We start from the raw sequence: 16,289 nt of genomic DNA, 5'->3' as shown, positions 1-16,289 counted from the left end.
ATGAAAAATTCTCCATTCTAAATTTTAAATTCTAAATTTCAAAAAATGAGTATTATAGTATCTCCCTCTCTTTTGTCTGCGGACTTTTTACACTTGTCAAAGGACATTGAAATGGTTAATCAAAGTCAAGCGGATTGGTTCCACTTGGATATCATGGACGGAGTATTTGTTCCTAATATATCCTATGGTCTTCCAGTCGTATCACAGATAAAAAAAATGGCAACCAAACCCTTGGACGTTCATTTGATGATCGTGCAGCCGGAACGTTACGTGGAAGCGTTTCACAAGGCCGGTGCCGATATACTGACCGTGCATTACGAGGCATGCACCCATCTCCACCGGACTATCCAGCAAATTAAAGCGGCGGGAATGAAAGCCGGGGTGTCTCTGAATCCCCATACTCCCGTCATGCTTTTGGAAGATGTTATCCGGGATATTGACGTGGTTTTATTAATGAGCGTGAACCCGGGATTCGGGGGACAATCGTTCATCGAACAAACGATCAATAAAGTAATCAAACTAAAGAAATTAATCACCGATTCAAATGCGAACACGCTTATCGAGATCGACGGGGGTGTCAATTTTGAAACCGGGAAACGCTTGGTTGAAGCCGGGGCTGATGCTCTAGTGGCAGGTAGTTTCGTGTTCAATTCTCCCGACCCGGCAGAAAACATCAAGGGCCTGAAAGAATTGAAAATGTAGTATTGAGAATGATTGGGTGGATTATATAAAAGAGTGTGAGAACTGTGCGAGGAAATCATTTAATCCGAAATCATAAATCAAAAAATCAATAAGATCTAAAATTAATAAGGTGGAAGCAATTATAAAACTGGAAAACGCCGTCATTCGACAACAAAAAAACACCATTCTCAAGGATGTCTCTTTAGAGATAGCCGAGGGAGAATTTGTTTACTTGATCGGTAAAGTCGGAAGTGGAAAAACCTCTTTACTCAAAACATTATATGCAGAACTTCCCCTTGCCTATGGTAAAGGAGAAGTTGTCGGCTACCCGTTGAGCAAGATCAAAAAATCTCAAATCGCTTATTTGCGACGTAAATGCGGCATCGTGTTCCAAGATTTTAAATTACTGACAGACAGAAACGTTTACGCGAACCTTGAATTCGTTTTAAAGGCCACGGGCTGGAAAGACAAAAAGGCAATCAAGGAAAGAATCAATGAAGTTTTAGAAAAAGTTGAACTACCGGATAAACGGGATAAATTCCCACACCAATTATCCGGGGGCGAACAACAACGCATCGTTTTAGCCCGGGCACTACTGAATGCCCCTCCTATTATTTTGGCCGACGAACCTACCGGGAATATAGATCCGGAAACCTCCTATCGGTTGGTGGAATTATTGAAAGATATTTGTGACAGTGGAAAAACGGTTGTTATCGCCACTCATCAATATGACTTGATCGAACGCTTTCCTGGAAGAGTATTCCGTTGCGAGAACGGTATTGTCCGAGAAGATTTCTCGTTCGCCGAGAAACAGGCTGCTAAAAATAAAGTCATCAATGACGGGCTGAAAAGTGAATTCGTGGATGTCGGGAGTCCGGCCATCGCGGAACCTGTAGAAGAGCCACTGGAAACTTTCGAAGAAATCGTTTCGACCGACACCGAAACGGGAAACACGATAATAGAAGTGACAACTTCCGAAATCCAGATAGAGGAACCGGTAAATGAAGAAATGGCAACTATCGAAACGACTATTTTAGTTGAGGAAGAAAACCTCATTGCCGAGGAACTTCCATGTGAAAAAGAGCCTGAAGAAGAAGACAAACCGGAAGACGAGAAATCCAAGAAAAAGGATGATGACGGACCGGATATCGTTGGTTTTGAATTAATTTGACACATAAAAAGGTCGACTGGCAGCAGTCGACCTTTTTATTTTATCTATCCCGTATTTTACTTTTTCTTGGAAATCAATAACCAAGCGTCAGCAAACTCTGGAAAGCGTTCACGAACTTTCATCAATTCCGTACGAGCAGGAGCTTCCTCGTCAAACCCGGCAATACTTACCCGGCTCATCCCAGCATCATTCTTCATGATAATGCTAGTATACCCCATTCCGTTCAGTTTTTCCCGTAACTTCAACGCGTTGTCCACGTTGGCAAAACTTCCAACGATCACGTTAAAACGTTTCATAACGTCCCCGTGAGTCATGGTCACGTTCTCTTCCCTCGAAACAACAGGTTTTGTATTTTCGGTCTTTTTGGGATTTTGTGCCGTTGTTGTTTGCACGTTCTCTTTCACTACTACCGATTCTGTCTCCTCTTCCTCAAAAGGTGGTGCGTAGACACGCTTGTTCGTACCGCAACTGACAGTAATTAATGCCAATAAAATTACAGATACAATAATTTTCATTTTCCCAATTTTTAATGTTATCAATCTTATATTTTGAAAAAGCAAAATTAATGATAATAATGAGACTTGGATACGTTATAAAAGATTTTTTTAAACGAACGATTAATGATTGCGAAATAGTTGATTTAGTTATGATAAGACAAAATAGCGGCTAAACAGTCTTTCTTGCTGTGAATAAAAATTTTAAATAAAACATAATTTGATGCGAAATTATTTATTTATAACCTATATTTGCGAGATCATTAATCGTTGGTTTAAAGATAGTCATTTACATGGAAAGACAGTTAACAACAGATTATTTTTGGGATCAAGATAACAACCAAGCCTTTCGCTATTTATATGATAAATATGCGGCTACATTGCGTTATTTTGCGGCCAAATATGTAGATGACGATGATACCATTGAAGACGTGATTCAAGATGCATTTCTTAATCTTTGGGAGAAACGGAACGAATTTAAAACGGAAAACACCATAAAAGCGTACCTATATAAAATCGTACGTAGTTTCTCGGTCGATACTATCCGTCGTAGAAACATCGCCAACCGATATGCCGAGAAAATAATTCTAGAAAAAGACGATCAAGAATTCTTTCTTGAAAACATCGTCGAATCCGAAGTCTTTCAAATGATCCAAGCCGTCTTCAACGAACTATCCCCCGCTTGTCGAGAAGTTTACCAACTCAGCCTTCACGGAAAATCGCATGAAGAGATTTCCCAATTATTGAACATCTCCGTGAACACCGTGAAAAAGCACAAAAACAACGCCAACCATTACATGCGAGAGAGATTGAAGCATGTACTTTCTTTCTTGGTGTATATATAATTCAATTCTGTATATCTCTATTCTTTCACTCTATCTGCATTCTTTATTCCCCGGTCACTTTCCTTTACTCGGTCACGTAAACGACCAAAATTATAAACGAACGTGAATGTCACCCACCGACCTCTCCATTGTTCATCTTTACTATAGTAAAATGCATCCGTCTCTTTCACGTTTTCCACGTTGATACGTTTCCACAAAAACTTGTCAATGTCAACCAAAAAACAAAACTTTTGATTAAAAGTATATTCTCCCCTTAAAGTACTTGTCATGAGATATCGAAATTTCGTATCCTGCACAGATGTTGAAATCGGACGAATATTACCGATAATACCGATCGTTGCCTTTTTAAATAACGTGACATAAGCCCCTGCGGCCGATTTGAAATTCCAAAGAGGGAAATCATTTCTAGTTATAGAATAATACGTGTATTTCGCCTCTCCCGTATACCATATTTGGAGTTTATCAGGGATTTTGTATTCAAAATTCATATCAAAAGAAAGCATTTCCGAACGATTCATATTCCCGTAAGTAGTCACAAGCGCACCTACTTCATTCGTGTAATCATAAGGATAGATTGCGTTACCGGAATGTTTATACTTTACCGAAAAAACTAAACTTGCCCTACGCATGTAAAAAAGATACTTCATCGAGAGGAACTGGGATATTTCGGGCTCCAAATCCGGATTACCGACTTTCCAATGCGAAGGATCGGAGCGATCCACGAAGGGATTCAAATAATGAATATCCGGCCGAAAAGAAGGAACCGAATATAATATTGAAAACGTGGATTTCCGGCTTAATATAAATATAACAGAAGCACTAGGCGTTACATCAAAGAAATTTTTCCGTATGTTCTTGTTCTTCGGATCAAATTGCATATCGTTTATCGTTTTTTCGAAGCTCACTTCTACTCTTAAATTTATTTTGGCTGTAGAAAAAGAATAACTAGCCCGAAATGACGGAACATATTGATTATAATCCAATTCTTCATCACTACGATACCGTCGGGTAATAAATTTAGCCGTCAAGAAATACGAATGTTTTTCGTTAATCGGGTTTGTAAAATCCATCCCTAGGGTATGTTCTGCTAAACGCAGTCTATTCACCATCACCCCACAGGAATCCTCTATCCCCAAAAATCCAGTTAATTCTTGCTCGTATCGTTTCTTATCTCGATTATTTTCCATACCGTACGTGGTTGTGAAAAGTCTCCCTTCTTTATTCCGAAATGACTTTTGGTAATTGATTTTTCCTTTCCACCGCTCCTCCCTGTTGATATTTCTATTATCAAAAGAATAAGATTGCTCCTCACAATTCTCGGCATTCCATATCATGGTATTCCCTTCTTGAAACTCCCTTTCCCGGTAATAATTGTATTGCCCGGAAAAAGTAAGTAAATCCCGCTCCGTGAAATCGTAACTTGCATTTAATTGGAACTTATGCGAATCATCTTTCGACCAAGTTGCCAATTCCGATTCCGTTCTGTGTATTATATCCTCCCTGTAATTTACAACCGTCGTCCTATCTGTTAATTTCGAGTAATAAGTGTATCCCGGTTGATAATTCATGTTATATACCAATTTCCCGATTTTTGAAGTTATGCCCATATCCGGTTCAATCAAATCTTTACCAAAATCAAACATAATATTCCCGACAACACCGTCTGGTAAGCTTCCCTTTGTCACGATATTAATCACGGCTGTTTTATCACTATATTGTCCGTGTGGAGAGGTGATCAATTCGACTTGTTTCATTTTATCACCTCGTAACAGCCGGGTAACGTATTGATTGGCTTCTGAAAGAAAAAGACTCTTTTTCCCGTTAATCGTGATTACGAAATTTGTTTCTCCCATCACTTGCAATTGTTTCGTTTTCATATCCATACTGACAAACGGAAGTTTTTCCAGAATCTCCAGGGCAACAGATGTTTTAGCTGTTGAATCCTGTTCTACATCATACACGATTCGATCTGTTTTCGTAACTAGCATTGATTTATCTCTCGTCACGGACACTTCATCCAAAAGAATTCCTTCTTTCAAATGGAGTACTCCTAAATTATTCTGTCCTTCTCCGACAGAAACTTCCCGATTGAAGATTTCATACCCCACGCATGAAACCTTCAATTTATATTCCCCTCTCTTCACGGTAACCATAACAAAATATCCTTTATCATCACTTACTCCATAAGCAGCAACTTTCAAATCCTTATCCAACAGAACGACATGAGCCTGTGATACAAACTTCCCTTCTATTGTTTTTACCTGCCCGGTCACATTTTCAGTCTCCTGTCCCACGACTTGATGATTAACAAGAAAAAAGACTATAAATAATAAGATACTTATTTTCATCTGTATTTGAGTATTCATACGCTATTTACATGACTTCAAGTAACGAGTCTATTTTATCCCGAATTTCTTCACTATCCGGTCTTGGTGCATTCCGATCCACCAAATTTCCTTGTCGATCAAATAACAGATAATGTGGGATTCCGGTTATATTCAATGTTTTCGTAAATGATGGATTTACTAATAAATAACTAACATTCGAATCTATTTTTTCTTGCTTGCAAGCCTCTATCCAGGAAGAGTAATTTTTATCCTTGGAAATATAAACAAACACAATATCTTTCCCCTCATACTCCTCATGTAACATTCTGGAAGCCGGTAAACATTTTCGACAAGGCTCACACCAAGAAGCCCAAAAATCGACGTAGATTACCTTTCCTTCATGTTGTTTAATTATATCGGCAAATTTGATGATTGAGGAATCCTGTCTTACCAAAATATCGCTAGCGCTATTCTTTGCCAGTTTATTCATGTAAATCACGTCTCCAATATCATTTTTTAAAAGCTCGTTTTCACAATCTGTATCAAAATCGATTCTTGTCAAGTTCAAATCATGTTTATCCATCATTTGGCGATAAATAGAATAAAGCAGATAATCTTTGACTTGCCCTTTAAAGTTATTCTTCACCGATAAATATTCTTCCATCAATTCTGGCTTCTTATGAGTCTCTCTCATAACTAAAAAATTATTATAACTACGGCATCCTATCCTAAAGGCAAGGGAAAACAAAAGATTATCATCCTGATAAAGATGTTTATAATTCAATAGTTGTTCTTCCAATTTCGGAAGCACATCCATATCTATTTGCTTCTCAAGAGAACGATTATATATAAACAATAAATTCTCTAATTTTTCAATTATGAAAATATTCTGACATATTTCTTTAAATACATTCGAAACAGGATGTTTTTCGTGATATTCGTCTAATATCAATTTCTTCTTTTCATAAAGCTCTTGAGTATAATCCATTAAACGCCCTTCTCTACATAGTTGCATTTGTTTCCTTAGTTCTTCTGGGAAATAATATCCCCGTGGATATAGCTTTTCCATTAGATAATGAAAGAATCGAGTTTCATTTTGACTTACGCTATCCAAACATATAAATTGAGCCACTTGATTATTAATATCTATGACATATTCAAAACTATCCCGACACCAAAACACTTCATCATTACCTTGGTGTATTTCAATAAAATAGAAATTATTAGATAACACCAATTCTTCCGGAATTGTTAAATATATACTCGGCTCTCTCAGTTGACTATAAATTGCGAAATCAACTTTGTCATTTTTATGCTTTGAGTTGATTATCTTGATATAATTTTTCCGTTTCAGAGGATTATCGATTAACTGAAACCCTTGTAATATGATAGCTATTGCTCCAATAATAATTATATTACGATTCTTTGAAATGTTCATGATATTCTACTTAGTGCTTCATATTTTATACTTCTATCACGGTTTTAAATACACGGTATTATTCTTCATGTCAATATACATTTGAGAGTATTCTCGTGCGTAACATAAAGCAATAGCTCCATTGATACTTGAAAAATCGTGATGCTTTTTTCGATCTGATAAAGTAAATACCCCTTTAAATATAGGAATATTGGAATGGTTAATCGAATCATTCTCAAATGGAATTTTCTTTACAGAGGTCAACCTTATGCTATCAGTCTTCGAGGACTCATTTTCTTTATTTACAACAATTTTCTGTTTATTCATCAAAGACTTTGCCATTCGCAGATAAATAGAAGTTGTACTTCCATCTTGAAACAACACTTGAGGAAGTCCAGTATCAATCATCAAATGATCAATAATAATATCTTTAAAAGATACAGAAGAAATCATTGTTCCATCTTTGTACTCAAAAGGAATTTTCACACTATTATTAAAATCAAATGCAAGCTCTTTGCTCGAAACAACAAGATTACCATTTTCAAAATCAAATAACCAATTGAATTGATGTATTATATCCGTTCCAATAATCGTTAATGTATTATTTGCAGGAACACTAAACGCAATTGCTTCTTCCGATCGTAATTTTCCAATCTTTACATGAGTATTCTTTCCTATTTTTGATAGAATCGGTTTTTCTTGAAGATAAGGGAACCAAGTATAAACACTATCAGATGAAAATTTTAACCCTACCTTATCCACGTCTTTTGCTGACAAAGTGGAAGCAACAGAACCCGTATCAAATATTCCGTCTATTTCGATCCCATTTATTACAAGAGGGACAATAATATGCCCCACTTTATCGTGAGTAATCTCAATTGTACTATCTATTGTATTACAACTCAACAGTAAAATCATATTAAAAAAGATCCACCACTCTTTTCTCATAAAACTTAAATTTATATTATTATCAAACTATAAAATACAACTGAAACTAAACAAAGTATTCATCATTTCTTTACCCACTTCACCGCATCCGCAAAAATCAATTGCCCGGGGAAAACACCTTTATCATGCAAAACTAGCTTAACTTTCCCCTTGGCTAACGAATAAATACCCAGCTGAATCCAACTACATTGCGGCATTTGTTGTTGAAAAGAATATTCTTCCTTTCGTCCGAGATTGTCTGATAAATGGATACATTGTTGTCCATTTCGGAGAAACGACATCACAATATCCGCACGATAATCTCCCTGTTCTAACGTGTAATAATAGGCCACTGAATCCGCTTGCCTTTGGTACCTGAAATCCAGATCTAACTTATATATAGATAACTCATACTCTCCTTGTTCCGGAATTTCCGTTTTCCATTCCGCCCGGGCTTGACTGTTTTTTATCTTTTTACCTAAAAAACTCCGTACGGGAAAACCGTAAGCATCTATATAAACGGAACTGATCCATCCCGGGGCATTGTCGGTCAAAAAATCAACCCCACGATCTTCTACAATCATGTTATCCTGCAATAATTTCCCTAACAAGGATTCTTTCGTTTCCGAAGCGAGAACATGAAATCCCCGATCCTCGTTGTCCACGACAATCTCTCCTGAAGACGGCAAAAAGCAAGAGGGGTTCAACTTTTCCCGTCCCTCATGAACAACCGCTTCTTGGGGATATTCCATAAAATTACGGATATAATTACCCGGGATATTCCGCGCCAAATTAGTTTGCAAAATCACGCCTCTTACACAATGAGGCAACGGGAAATAAATCCGGGAACATTCACCGGCCCGGATCATAAAATCCCCTACATTCAACAAATCTCTTGAATCATCGCCTTTATCCGTGTACGCGGAAATAATTCCGTTCACGTCTGAAGAATTCCATACGCTAAAAGCAAGCATCGGCTCCTCGTTTCCCACCCCCATGTATTGTTCAATATCCTGTATATAAAATGCGGCAAGTCCATGTTGGTCATACAATTCTCTGGTTGTCTCAACAAGATCGAAATCGAATTCACGTTTAAATTCTTCCGACAGACATTCGAAAGCTACGCAAGAAAAAGAATTTCTGGACCGGAAGTTTTTCATAAAAACAGCGAAACTATCTTGATTTACTTTTATATTGATCTGTTTTCTCAAATAAGCGGCTTTTAACTTGAAAATGGCATTTAAATCACAGGACTTTTCCGTCTCTTTCAACACATCTCGCAAACTTCGCGAAGAGAGAGCCCGTATCGCTTTATGTTCTCCGTTTTCCCCAATCTTGTATAACTCCCACTGTATATCGACTTGATTATTTGCTTGCATTCCCGTCATAATTCGATCAATACCCGGGAAATTCTCAGAATAAGTATAACCGCTAAAATCAGTAAACATGGGAAGAATCGAAGCCGGATTTTTTATAATTTCCGGTGTTACTTGCTGTCCGGCGAGAAAATCTGGTAATGTCATTTTTTTCAACACGCTAATTTCTTCCCCAACATTCGCCGTACAAAAATTACGGATCGCTTCACTTTCGATCTCAGCCCTGGAACGTCCGGAAACGTTTTTTTCTCTTTTATCCGCATACTCCTTCAAAGGAAGATAATCTGATTGATCACAACAGTTTTCCAGTTTAAAAATCAATTCCGGTTGAACTCGCTCACTCCTTTTCCTATTTTCACCGCGATAAGCGCAAAAACTAACCGGAATTTCAATGAAAGCCAATTTATGAAAAGGATAAACTTCTCCGGTTAGCTTTTCAAAATATGTTTTAGCCTCACCAAGCCCTTGTACGAGTCCTTCTCTCGTCGCCTCAAGAGAAGAAAACAAAGCTCCTTTTTCATCAAAATAATACAATTCGAAACGAGTACTGTCAATCGTAATCTCACGTTTATTATATATGCCCATGCACAATGTTAATCCCGGCAACCCATGAGCATTATCAAAACGGGTTCCATAACCCGTTTGTGAAGCCTCCCCTTGAGATATAACGGTATAACTTGGATCATGGATAACGGTTAACACGTAATCCGTAAAATACCTGTCGGCAAATTGTAATGACACGGGAGATGTCTGAAACTCCACTGTCGGATACCATAAACATTCGGGAGTTAACAACGTGTATTCATCATCTACCAAAGCTGTATGTTTCCCGTATCTCAAAATATTAATACTCCATTGTGTCGCGTAATACTCCTGATCCGGAATATCTAAATAACAAACTCTCTCGTCTATTTCCCCGGTATAACGAATCACGAATTCTTTCGTCTCACCCGGATTCAAAGAATGGTGTAATGATATGACAAAATCTTTTCGAGTAAAATTCACGTTAGTTTCTCCCGTCTTTATGTCATCAACATACAAGCCGGGATTCAGGAAAAGAAAAAATTCACTTATTTTTTCCCGGTACGGATTACGGATAGTCAGCGTGTCATTCACGATCATCCGAGTTCTATGTTGGTTATACACGATATGCTGACGGGTAATTTCCATGCGTTTTCGTGCTGCATATTCCATGTATAATTTCACGAATTCCTGTCTTTTCTGCCGGTCTTTTTCAAAATGGCTATAATAAGTTCCCCCTATCCAGATCCCTGCAATCAACACGATAAATCCTATCAATTGTATCCATCGTTTACTTCCGGGGTCATTCGGTAAACGTTTCAACCTAACTACTGATAAAAACATGAAGGCAATGCCTAACATGGCAAATGCGATTCGTTGAGCCAAGTAAGGGAAAAATCCCACGTGTTTTCCCGTAGCATCTGAGAACACATTAGGTTGCGAAATCGCCAGATAGTCCAAACTACCATATAAATAATCCGTCAAAACAAAAACATTAAAAAAGATATATCCTATCAAGCACAATAATGCCATGGGCCATATTTTTATCGTGACGGTTATCCACAAAGTTATCCCTACCAGAAACAGTAAAGAAGGGAGAGTTAATGTCATGAAATAAAATACATACGGGAAAAAAACAGGGGACGATTGCATTGAAAATTGATGGAATCCCCATGTAATCACGATAACCAGCACGTTCAACACCACGAAACTCCCAACAACAGCAAGTAATTTTCCCATCGCATAATCACCATTTCCATGAGAACGTGTACTTAGCAATTCAAACGAATCTAAAGAACGATCTCTCCGGATAAAATCACCTGCTATAAAGATGATAAAAATCCCTTGAATAAAATTGAAAAGAAAAGCACTCACAAAAGGGACCGAACAAGATAATGCTTTTAGAAAATGAATAGGAATGTCTACTTGTATAAACCATTGGGCTGCCAGACTCCCCACCACCAATAAAACCACGAGAAAAATGAATAACCAATTTCTCCTCAACACTTTTGCCTCATAGTGACTGATTAATAATATTTGATTGATATTCATAATTCTCGTGTTTTATACGTAAAATATAATCTTTATTTAGAACGCTTTTTCCGAACCAACCAAACCCCACTCAACAAGACAAAAATTCCCACGCAGGTATACCACCACACGTGGAGAGAACGATCTATATTTCTTTTCATCACGACATCGGATGATGAGTTTACAATTCGATCTCTAAATTCAACTTCTGTCGATATGGTCTCGTACCCTTCTTTAGAAAAAATCAAAAAATATCTCCCATAATCCTCTACCCAAATTCTTTGAACAGAACCATATCCTGTAGTTTCTGCCTCTCCTTCAAATAAAAAGTTATGCAAACTATCATATACAGCCACATGTGGCTGCTCTATTGGATTATTTTCTTCATCCATAACCCGGATCATAATCTTACGTTTTACCGCATCCTTGGCCATTATCAAGGAACAGCAACACATAGTACATAGAATTAATAATAATAATTTCATTGGATCATTTTTATATATAATATTTATTCAAAAATTGTCCTCATATCATCCTTGACCTGGCCATTTACCAGGTAATGTGATTGTCAAATAAAGCATTTTAGTATTATAATCTAAAATAAAACTTGTTTTAGGTTTGGGATCCAAAAAATGAGTTGGATTTTGAACGAATACATCACAATGATTTATTGGAGATACTGTAAAATAAGCTTCTCCATTTTCTTTAGTTGAATTAATATGCCATCCTTTTCCAGCTTCATATACCTTCACTTCAATACCTTTAAGAGGAATTCCGTCCACATCTAAGATCGTGATACAAACATTATAATCTTTTGCAATAAATGCTCCTGATGTCATAAATAATAACATCACATAAATCCCTATTATTCTATTCATAAATCTATTTTTCAATGATTCATATTAGATTTAACATACCTTGATCTACATAAAATCCTGATTAACAAAGCAACCACAAGAATTGTTATCCACCACAATGAAATCTCTGTTTTCTTTTCCATCGTAACATAAGGGAAAGTATTAGCAACTCTGTTTCTATATTCAATTTCAACCTCTTGAGTTTTATAGCCTTTTTTACTAAAAGTCAAATAAAATTTTCCGAAGTTATTTATTGGAATCATTTTAACAATCCCAGATTCTAAATCTGGTAAAATCATTTCATCCAAAACATGATGAGTACAATCACTTATCACCACTTTCAACTCTAATACAGGTTTCTGATCTCTATCTGTAACTTTGATTGGTAATTCTCTTGGCCAAGCCTGTCCCTCTATTGTTGAAAACAAAAAGAAAGAAAGAGCTAATACCAAAAAAATCATTGAAAGCTTCATGACAATTCGTTTGTTTAATTAATCATTATCTACCAATCTGCATTTCTATACCTTCTATGCTCGGATTCGTATCCAAAACCACCCCATCCGGAGAAATCAAGTATAGTGTTGGCAAAAATTCCACCTTATAATCATCGGCGGTATCACTTCCGTTTATCTCCTTATCTACAAGCAATTGTTTCCACATCGGTTGATCCTCTTCAAGGGCTTTTAACCAATCCGCTTTCTTTTGATCACAGGAAATAGCGACCACTTCCACGCCTAATTCTTGTAAACGTGAATATTCTTTCTTCAATTCCTTGATTTTCATTCGACACGGTTTACACCAAGATGCCCAGAAATCCAGCAGTACATATTTCCCCTTATAATCTGCCAATTTCACTTTTTTTCCATTCACGTCAGGCAAAGTGAAATCCGGTGCTTTTCCTGTTAATTGCTTCGAACGAGCCTCCTCGTATTTTTTCGTGACCTCGTCTCTTGCCTCGGAAGCAGTTCCCTCTCCCATCGCCTCTATTGCCCGGGTAAATAATTTGAAGTCATAACCTAATACCCACATATTATCCCGGACTAACGTTGCCGCAATATCCTCTCCTTTAAACGCACCTACCATGTTCACGAGTAAATCATTTCCCTTTTTCCACAAGCGTTCGTTTTCTTTCCGCAATTTTTCCATCCCCTCTTCATCCTTAGTTTGTTCCATCTGTCTCTGCAAATCAAACATGGCTTTCGTGTTCTTTTCTATTTCTTTCAAATGCTCGTTCAACCGGGATTGAACACCTTCTTGTTCTGCTGAAATTTGATAGTCATCCCCGACTTTTTCCAATTGATATTTCCCAACTTCAGGAAAGAAATAGATTCGTCCGCCTCGATTCCCCATATTAAAATAAAGCAAACGATTCTCCGCTTTCCCTTTCAAAACAAAACTTCCGTCAGCCTTCACTTCACCCCGGGCAAGCGTGTCCGCACCTTTTCCTTCTTGAGAAAGCAGGTAAACTTCATTTACTTTATTATCCTCAGGTACGGTTCCTTGAAGAATATAAGAATCCGAAGGTGTACATGCAAGACACACGACACCCAATAAAATACTATTTATTGTTTTCATGTTTTAAACCGTTATATGATGAGGGTGTCTAACAAGCCAATTTACATAGAACTACCACCCCTACCCCCTCCAGCTCCCCCTGTGTAAGGGGGAGCTGGAGGGGGTAGTTGTTTTGTAGGAAAAAGACTTGTTAGACACATCCATCATCCTATTAATTAAAAAGAATTGGGAAAACCTGTATAACTTGTCATTGTCATAGAGTGATCCACGTAATGCATCTTCACCACTTTCCCCTCTCCTTCCAGTACTCGAACCGGTTTTCCATAAGGTTTACCTCCTAGAATTTCATATAAATACACTTTATATTTTCCATCCTTGTGAGTTGCAAATACCAGATAATCAAAATTATCATCCGTTTCAGTATCCCCAGTCCAGTAACGATTACTTATATAAGTGATTTCTTCCCCTGTCGCCATGTCTGTCGGGTTAAGCGGTTCTTCTGTATTTTGTTCTAAATCATACATGTATAACTGGTTATTATTCACGAAATACAGCATTTTAGCCGTCAACTCATTCATAGCGAATAAATTCGCCCCATTCAATTTTGAAGAAGCCGCAACTTCCGTAACTTTTTCAATCGGATTATAAGGGTCTCTATTCAACACCATTTGATAGATATAATGTTTCCCGGCCGTATTTTCATCTTCAAACAGGGCATACCCCGTGTGAAAATAGTTATGTCCGAAGAATTTCAAATGATGGGTTATCCCGTTAGGTTTATTGGGTTTTTCGTTATTATCTTTATCTAAATCACTATAAGTATGCAATCCCCCGTTAAAATCCAAATACAAGAAACGTCCTTTCAACTCGTCTAAATAATAAAAACAATTTTTAGCAAACACGCCATTCCGGTTAGGCTTGGTATCCTCTTCCTCGTTCACCATGGCCGGGAAACCGAATTTTCCCGTTCCTAATAAATCCCAAACAGCAGCTTGAGTTGAAAAATACGCACCTTGATCAGACAAATATCCCACTCCATACGCGTTACGCCACACGTAATACGGCTTTTCCTCGGGAGCATCCCCACTAAGGAACATGGTATTGTGCGTGTAGATCGTACTCATGTCTTCGATATTGGATATCCGAACATCGTTCTCCGTGCAAACCGTCAAAGCCTTCGTGATCACGTGTTCAGCCGTTGCATCATCAATGAAACAATACCCGGGATCCAAGCCCAAACTGACCGGAGCGGCAGGCATACGTTCCCCATCCATTTTTAAGAAAATATCATTTACCACACTATTATCCGGGACATGCAGATCAACATCCGTCGAATTACCCATATCTTTCAACAAGTAAAAACCTTCCGAAAATTTAGTTGTCACACTCAATGACATCACCTCATAAGTCTCCAGTTGATTACTCTTGTTTGTTACCCGTAATGTCAGGTCATAATACCCCTGTTTAATATTTACCGGGAAATCCAAAATACGCTCTGTTCCTATCGTGTCCAACACGATTTCTATCTTATTAGATGTCGTACCGGAACCTTTAGTAAGATTCAACGTCCATAAATAGTCAAAATCACTTTCCCCTCCCGAAGCCGTAACTGTCGGCTCCAAATGAAGTACATCTTGATAGGAAGTTTTCGTGTAACTTTTCTCCAGCCCTTCCGTCTTGATTGTACTAATCTCGTGATAATCATAGTTTCCCTTGTCATCGTAACATGCCGAGGCAAGCAGAACGAACAAGCAAATTGACAGTATATTATAAATTCTCTTTCTCATAATTCATACATCATTAAAATTCATAACGAGTAAATTTAACTAACGCTCCTTCAGTTTCTCCCGGTTCCGGAGCTTCCCGGAGTGGTCCTTCTCCCCGAGCGGCTCTTGCATCATTTTCCTCTGCTAATTTCCGCGTGAAGAAATAAAACCAGTAATCCGTCGTCCCCATATCAACACTATTCGGATCACCCACCAACGAGTAAAAAAAGTCATCATTCATCTTGATTCCCATGTCTGCCGTGGCATCAATCATGAACTGGTGTTTTACTTTTCCATATTTCCCGGCAAAATAATAGCTTGCGTATGTATTCCAATATCGCGGTTGTGTTAATATATCAGCTATGGTTATTACCTTTTCCTGATATACCTCATACCCGGAGACGAAATTCTCATTATGACCAATCCGAATGCATAATGTTACCTCTTGTTGCTTCAAAGAAGGATCACGTTTCAACACAATCGGAAAACGGGCCTCATTTTTCCCAGCGGGAATCTTATAATGTGCAGAAACAAGCGGATCATCAAATGCAATATAGTGTTTTCCGGCAACAGCCTGCTCATTCTCACCTTTCTTCACCTGTTCCAACGTAAACGGACGATCATAATTCTCTATATATCCCATTGTTTCCACTTCCAACCAAACAGTATCCAGCACTTTCGTTTCCACGTCATAAACAAACGTACGAGGAATCACGGTGTCCGACATCGTGTAAGGTTCATACACGAAATTCAATCGATTTTCAGAAGCATTATACACCTCCATATCATCTTCACAGGCGAACAATCCGAAAACCGGTAATAGCCACAGAATATATTTCTTCATTTTTTTCATAACTTTCT

Annotated in this window: 13 protein-coding genes and 1 pseudogene; 3 read left to right on the top strand and 11 right to left on the bottom strand. The window is 37.8% G+C overall.

Annotation, left to right across the window (positions count from 1 at the left end):
• Positions 1-45: 45 nt before the first annotated feature.
• A complete protein-coding gene (gene rpe / locus DWW52_RS03630; protein WP_199691947.1) occupies positions 46-702 on the top strand; it encodes a ribulose-phosphate 3-epimerase in 657 nt (218 codons plus the stop codon).
• Between the two features lie 109 nt (positions 703-811).
• Positions 812-1,471, top strand: a pseudogene (locus DWW52_RS21350) (cell division ATP-binding protein FtsE); the annotation flags it as partial.
• A 437-nt stretch (positions 1,472-1,908) separates the two neighbouring features.
• Here the strand turns inward: DWW52_RS21350 and DWW52_RS03620 are convergent.
• Complete coding sequence (locus DWW52_RS03620) at positions 1,909-2,367, bottom strand: SPOR domain-containing protein (RefSeq protein ID WP_118714086.1); 459 nt, start codon at positions 2,365-2,367, stop codon at positions 1,909-1,911.
• A gap of 272 nt (positions 2,368-2,639) precedes the next feature.
• Here DWW52_RS03620 and DWW52_RS03615 point away from each other — a divergent pair, with 272 nt between their 5' ends.
• The gene (locus DWW52_RS03615; protein ID WP_118714085.1) at positions 2,640-3,191 is read left to right on the top strand and encodes an RNA polymerase sigma-70 factor; all 552 of its coding nucleotides are present in this window, start codon (positions 2,640-2,642) and stop codon (positions 3,189-3,191) included.
• A gap of 17 nt (positions 3,192-3,208) precedes the next feature.
• Here DWW52_RS03615 and DWW52_RS03610 read toward each other — a convergent pair whose 3' ends face one another.
• From DWW52_RS03610 to DWW52_RS03565, 10 genes are all read right to left on the bottom strand, one after another.
• Positions 3,209-5,539 carry a TonB-dependent receptor domain-containing protein gene (locus tag DWW52_RS03610; RefSeq protein ID WP_158582473.1) on the bottom strand — a complete coding sequence of 777 codons (2,331 nt, stop codon included), beginning with the start codon at positions 5,537-5,539 and terminating at the stop codon, positions 3,209-3,211.
• 25 nt (positions 5,540-5,564) lie between these two features.
• Complete coding sequence (locus tag DWW52_RS03605; RefSeq protein ID WP_118714083.1) at positions 5,565-6,956, bottom strand: thioredoxin-like domain-containing protein; 1,392 nt, start codon at positions 6,954-6,956, stop codon at positions 5,565-5,567.
• A 36-nt stretch (positions 6,957-6,992) separates the two neighbouring features.
• The gene (locus tag DWW52_RS03600) at positions 6,993-7,883 is read right to left on the bottom strand and encodes a retropepsin-like aspartic protease (protein WP_118714082.1); all 891 of its coding nucleotides are present in this window, start codon (positions 7,881-7,883) and stop codon (positions 6,993-6,995) included.
• Between the two features lie 62 nt (positions 7,884-7,945).
• Entirely contained in the window at positions 7,946-11,311 is a 3,366-nt protein-coding gene (locus DWW52_RS03595) for a hypothetical protein (RefSeq protein WP_118714081.1), read from the bottom strand.
• A gap of 32 nt (positions 11,312-11,343) precedes the next feature.
• On the bottom strand, positions 11,344-11,775 hold the full coding sequence (locus DWW52_RS03590) for a hypothetical protein (protein ID WP_148315323.1): 432 nt from the start codon (positions 11,773-11,775) through the stop codon (positions 11,344-11,346).
• Positions 11,776-11,820: 45 nt separating this feature from the next.
• Positions 11,821-12,168: a hypothetical protein gene (locus tag DWW52_RS03585; protein WP_118714079.1), complete on the bottom strand. Its 348-nt coding sequence runs from the start codon at positions 12,166-12,168 to the stop codon at positions 11,821-11,823.
• Positions 12,169-12,179: 11 nt separating this feature from the next.
• Entirely contained in the window at positions 12,180-12,620 is a 441-nt protein-coding gene (locus tag DWW52_RS03580; RefSeq protein ID WP_118714078.1) for a hypothetical protein, read from the bottom strand.
• 25 nt (positions 12,621-12,645) lie between these two features.
• Positions 12,646-13,722, bottom strand: coding sequence for a redoxin domain-containing protein (locus DWW52_RS21340; RefSeq protein ID WP_118714077.1), 1,077 nt, complete (start codon positions 13,720-13,722; stop codon positions 12,646-12,648).
• Between the two features lie 155 nt (positions 13,723-13,877).
• The gene (locus DWW52_RS03570; RefSeq protein WP_118714076.1) at positions 13,878-15,449 is read right to left on the bottom strand and encodes a PKD-like family lipoprotein; all 1,572 of its coding nucleotides are present in this window, start codon (positions 15,447-15,449) and stop codon (positions 13,878-13,880) included.
• Positions 15,450-15,462: 13 nt separating this feature from the next.
• Positions 15,463-16,281, bottom strand: a complete 819-nt coding sequence (locus DWW52_RS03565) for a DUF4843 domain-containing protein (protein WP_118714075.1) — start codon at positions 16,279-16,281, stop codon at positions 15,463-15,465.
• Positions 16,282-16,289: the final 8 nt, after the last annotated feature.

This window comes from Odoribacter sp. AF15-53 (assembly GCF_003479425.1).
Lineage (GTDB): Bacteria > Bacteroidota > Bacteroidia > Bacteroidales > Marinifilaceae > Butyricimonas.
The sequence above is the reverse complement of the archived record's forward strand: the minus strand, read 5'-3'. Positions and strand labels throughout refer to the sequence as shown.

Coding starts and splice junctions, on each gene's coding strand:
- rpe (WP_199691947.1), top strand. CDS start 46: ATGAGTATTATAGTATCTCCCTCTCTTTTGTCTGCGGACTTTTTACAC.
- DWW52_RS03620 (WP_118714086.1), bottom strand. CDS start 2,367: ATGAAAATTATTGTATCTGTAATTTTATTGGCATTAATTACTGTCAGT.
- DWW52_RS03615 (WP_118714085.1), top strand. CDS start 2,640: ATGGAAAGACAGTTAACAACAGATTATTTTTGGGATCAAGATAACAAC.
- DWW52_RS03610 (WP_158582473.1), bottom strand. CDS start 5,539: ATGAAAATAAGTATCTTATTATTTATAGTCTTTTTTCTTGTTAATCAT.
- DWW52_RS03605 (WP_118714083.1), bottom strand. CDS start 6,956: ATGAACATTTCAAAGAATCGTAATATAATTATTATTGGAGCAATAGCT.
- DWW52_RS03600 (WP_118714082.1), bottom strand. CDS start 7,883: ATGAGAAAAGAGTGGTGGATCTTTTTTAATATGATTTTACTGTTGAGT.
- DWW52_RS03595 (WP_118714081.1), bottom strand. CDS start 11,311: ATGAATATCAATCAAATATTATTAATCAGTCACTATGAGGCAAAAGTG.
- DWW52_RS03590 (WP_148315323.1), bottom strand. CDS start 11,775: ATGAAATTATTATTATTAATTCTATGTACTATGTGTTGCTGTTCCTTG.
- DWW52_RS03585 (WP_118714079.1), bottom strand. CDS start 12,168: ATGAATAGAATAATAGGGATTTATGTGATGTTATTATTTATGACATCA.
- DWW52_RS03580 (WP_118714078.1), bottom strand. CDS start 12,620: ATGAAGCTTTCAATGATTTTTTTGGTATTAGCTCTTTCTTTCTTTTTG.
- DWW52_RS21340 (WP_118714077.1), bottom strand. CDS start 13,722: ATGAAAACAATAAATAGTATTTTATTGGGTGTCGTGTGTCTTGCATGT.
- DWW52_RS03570 (WP_118714076.1), bottom strand. CDS start 15,449: ATGAGAAAGAGAATTTATAATATACTGTCAATTTGCTTGTTCGTTCTG.
- DWW52_RS03565 (WP_118714075.1), bottom strand. CDS start 16,281: ATGAAAAAAATGAAGAAATATATTCTGTGGCTATTACCGGTTTTCGGA.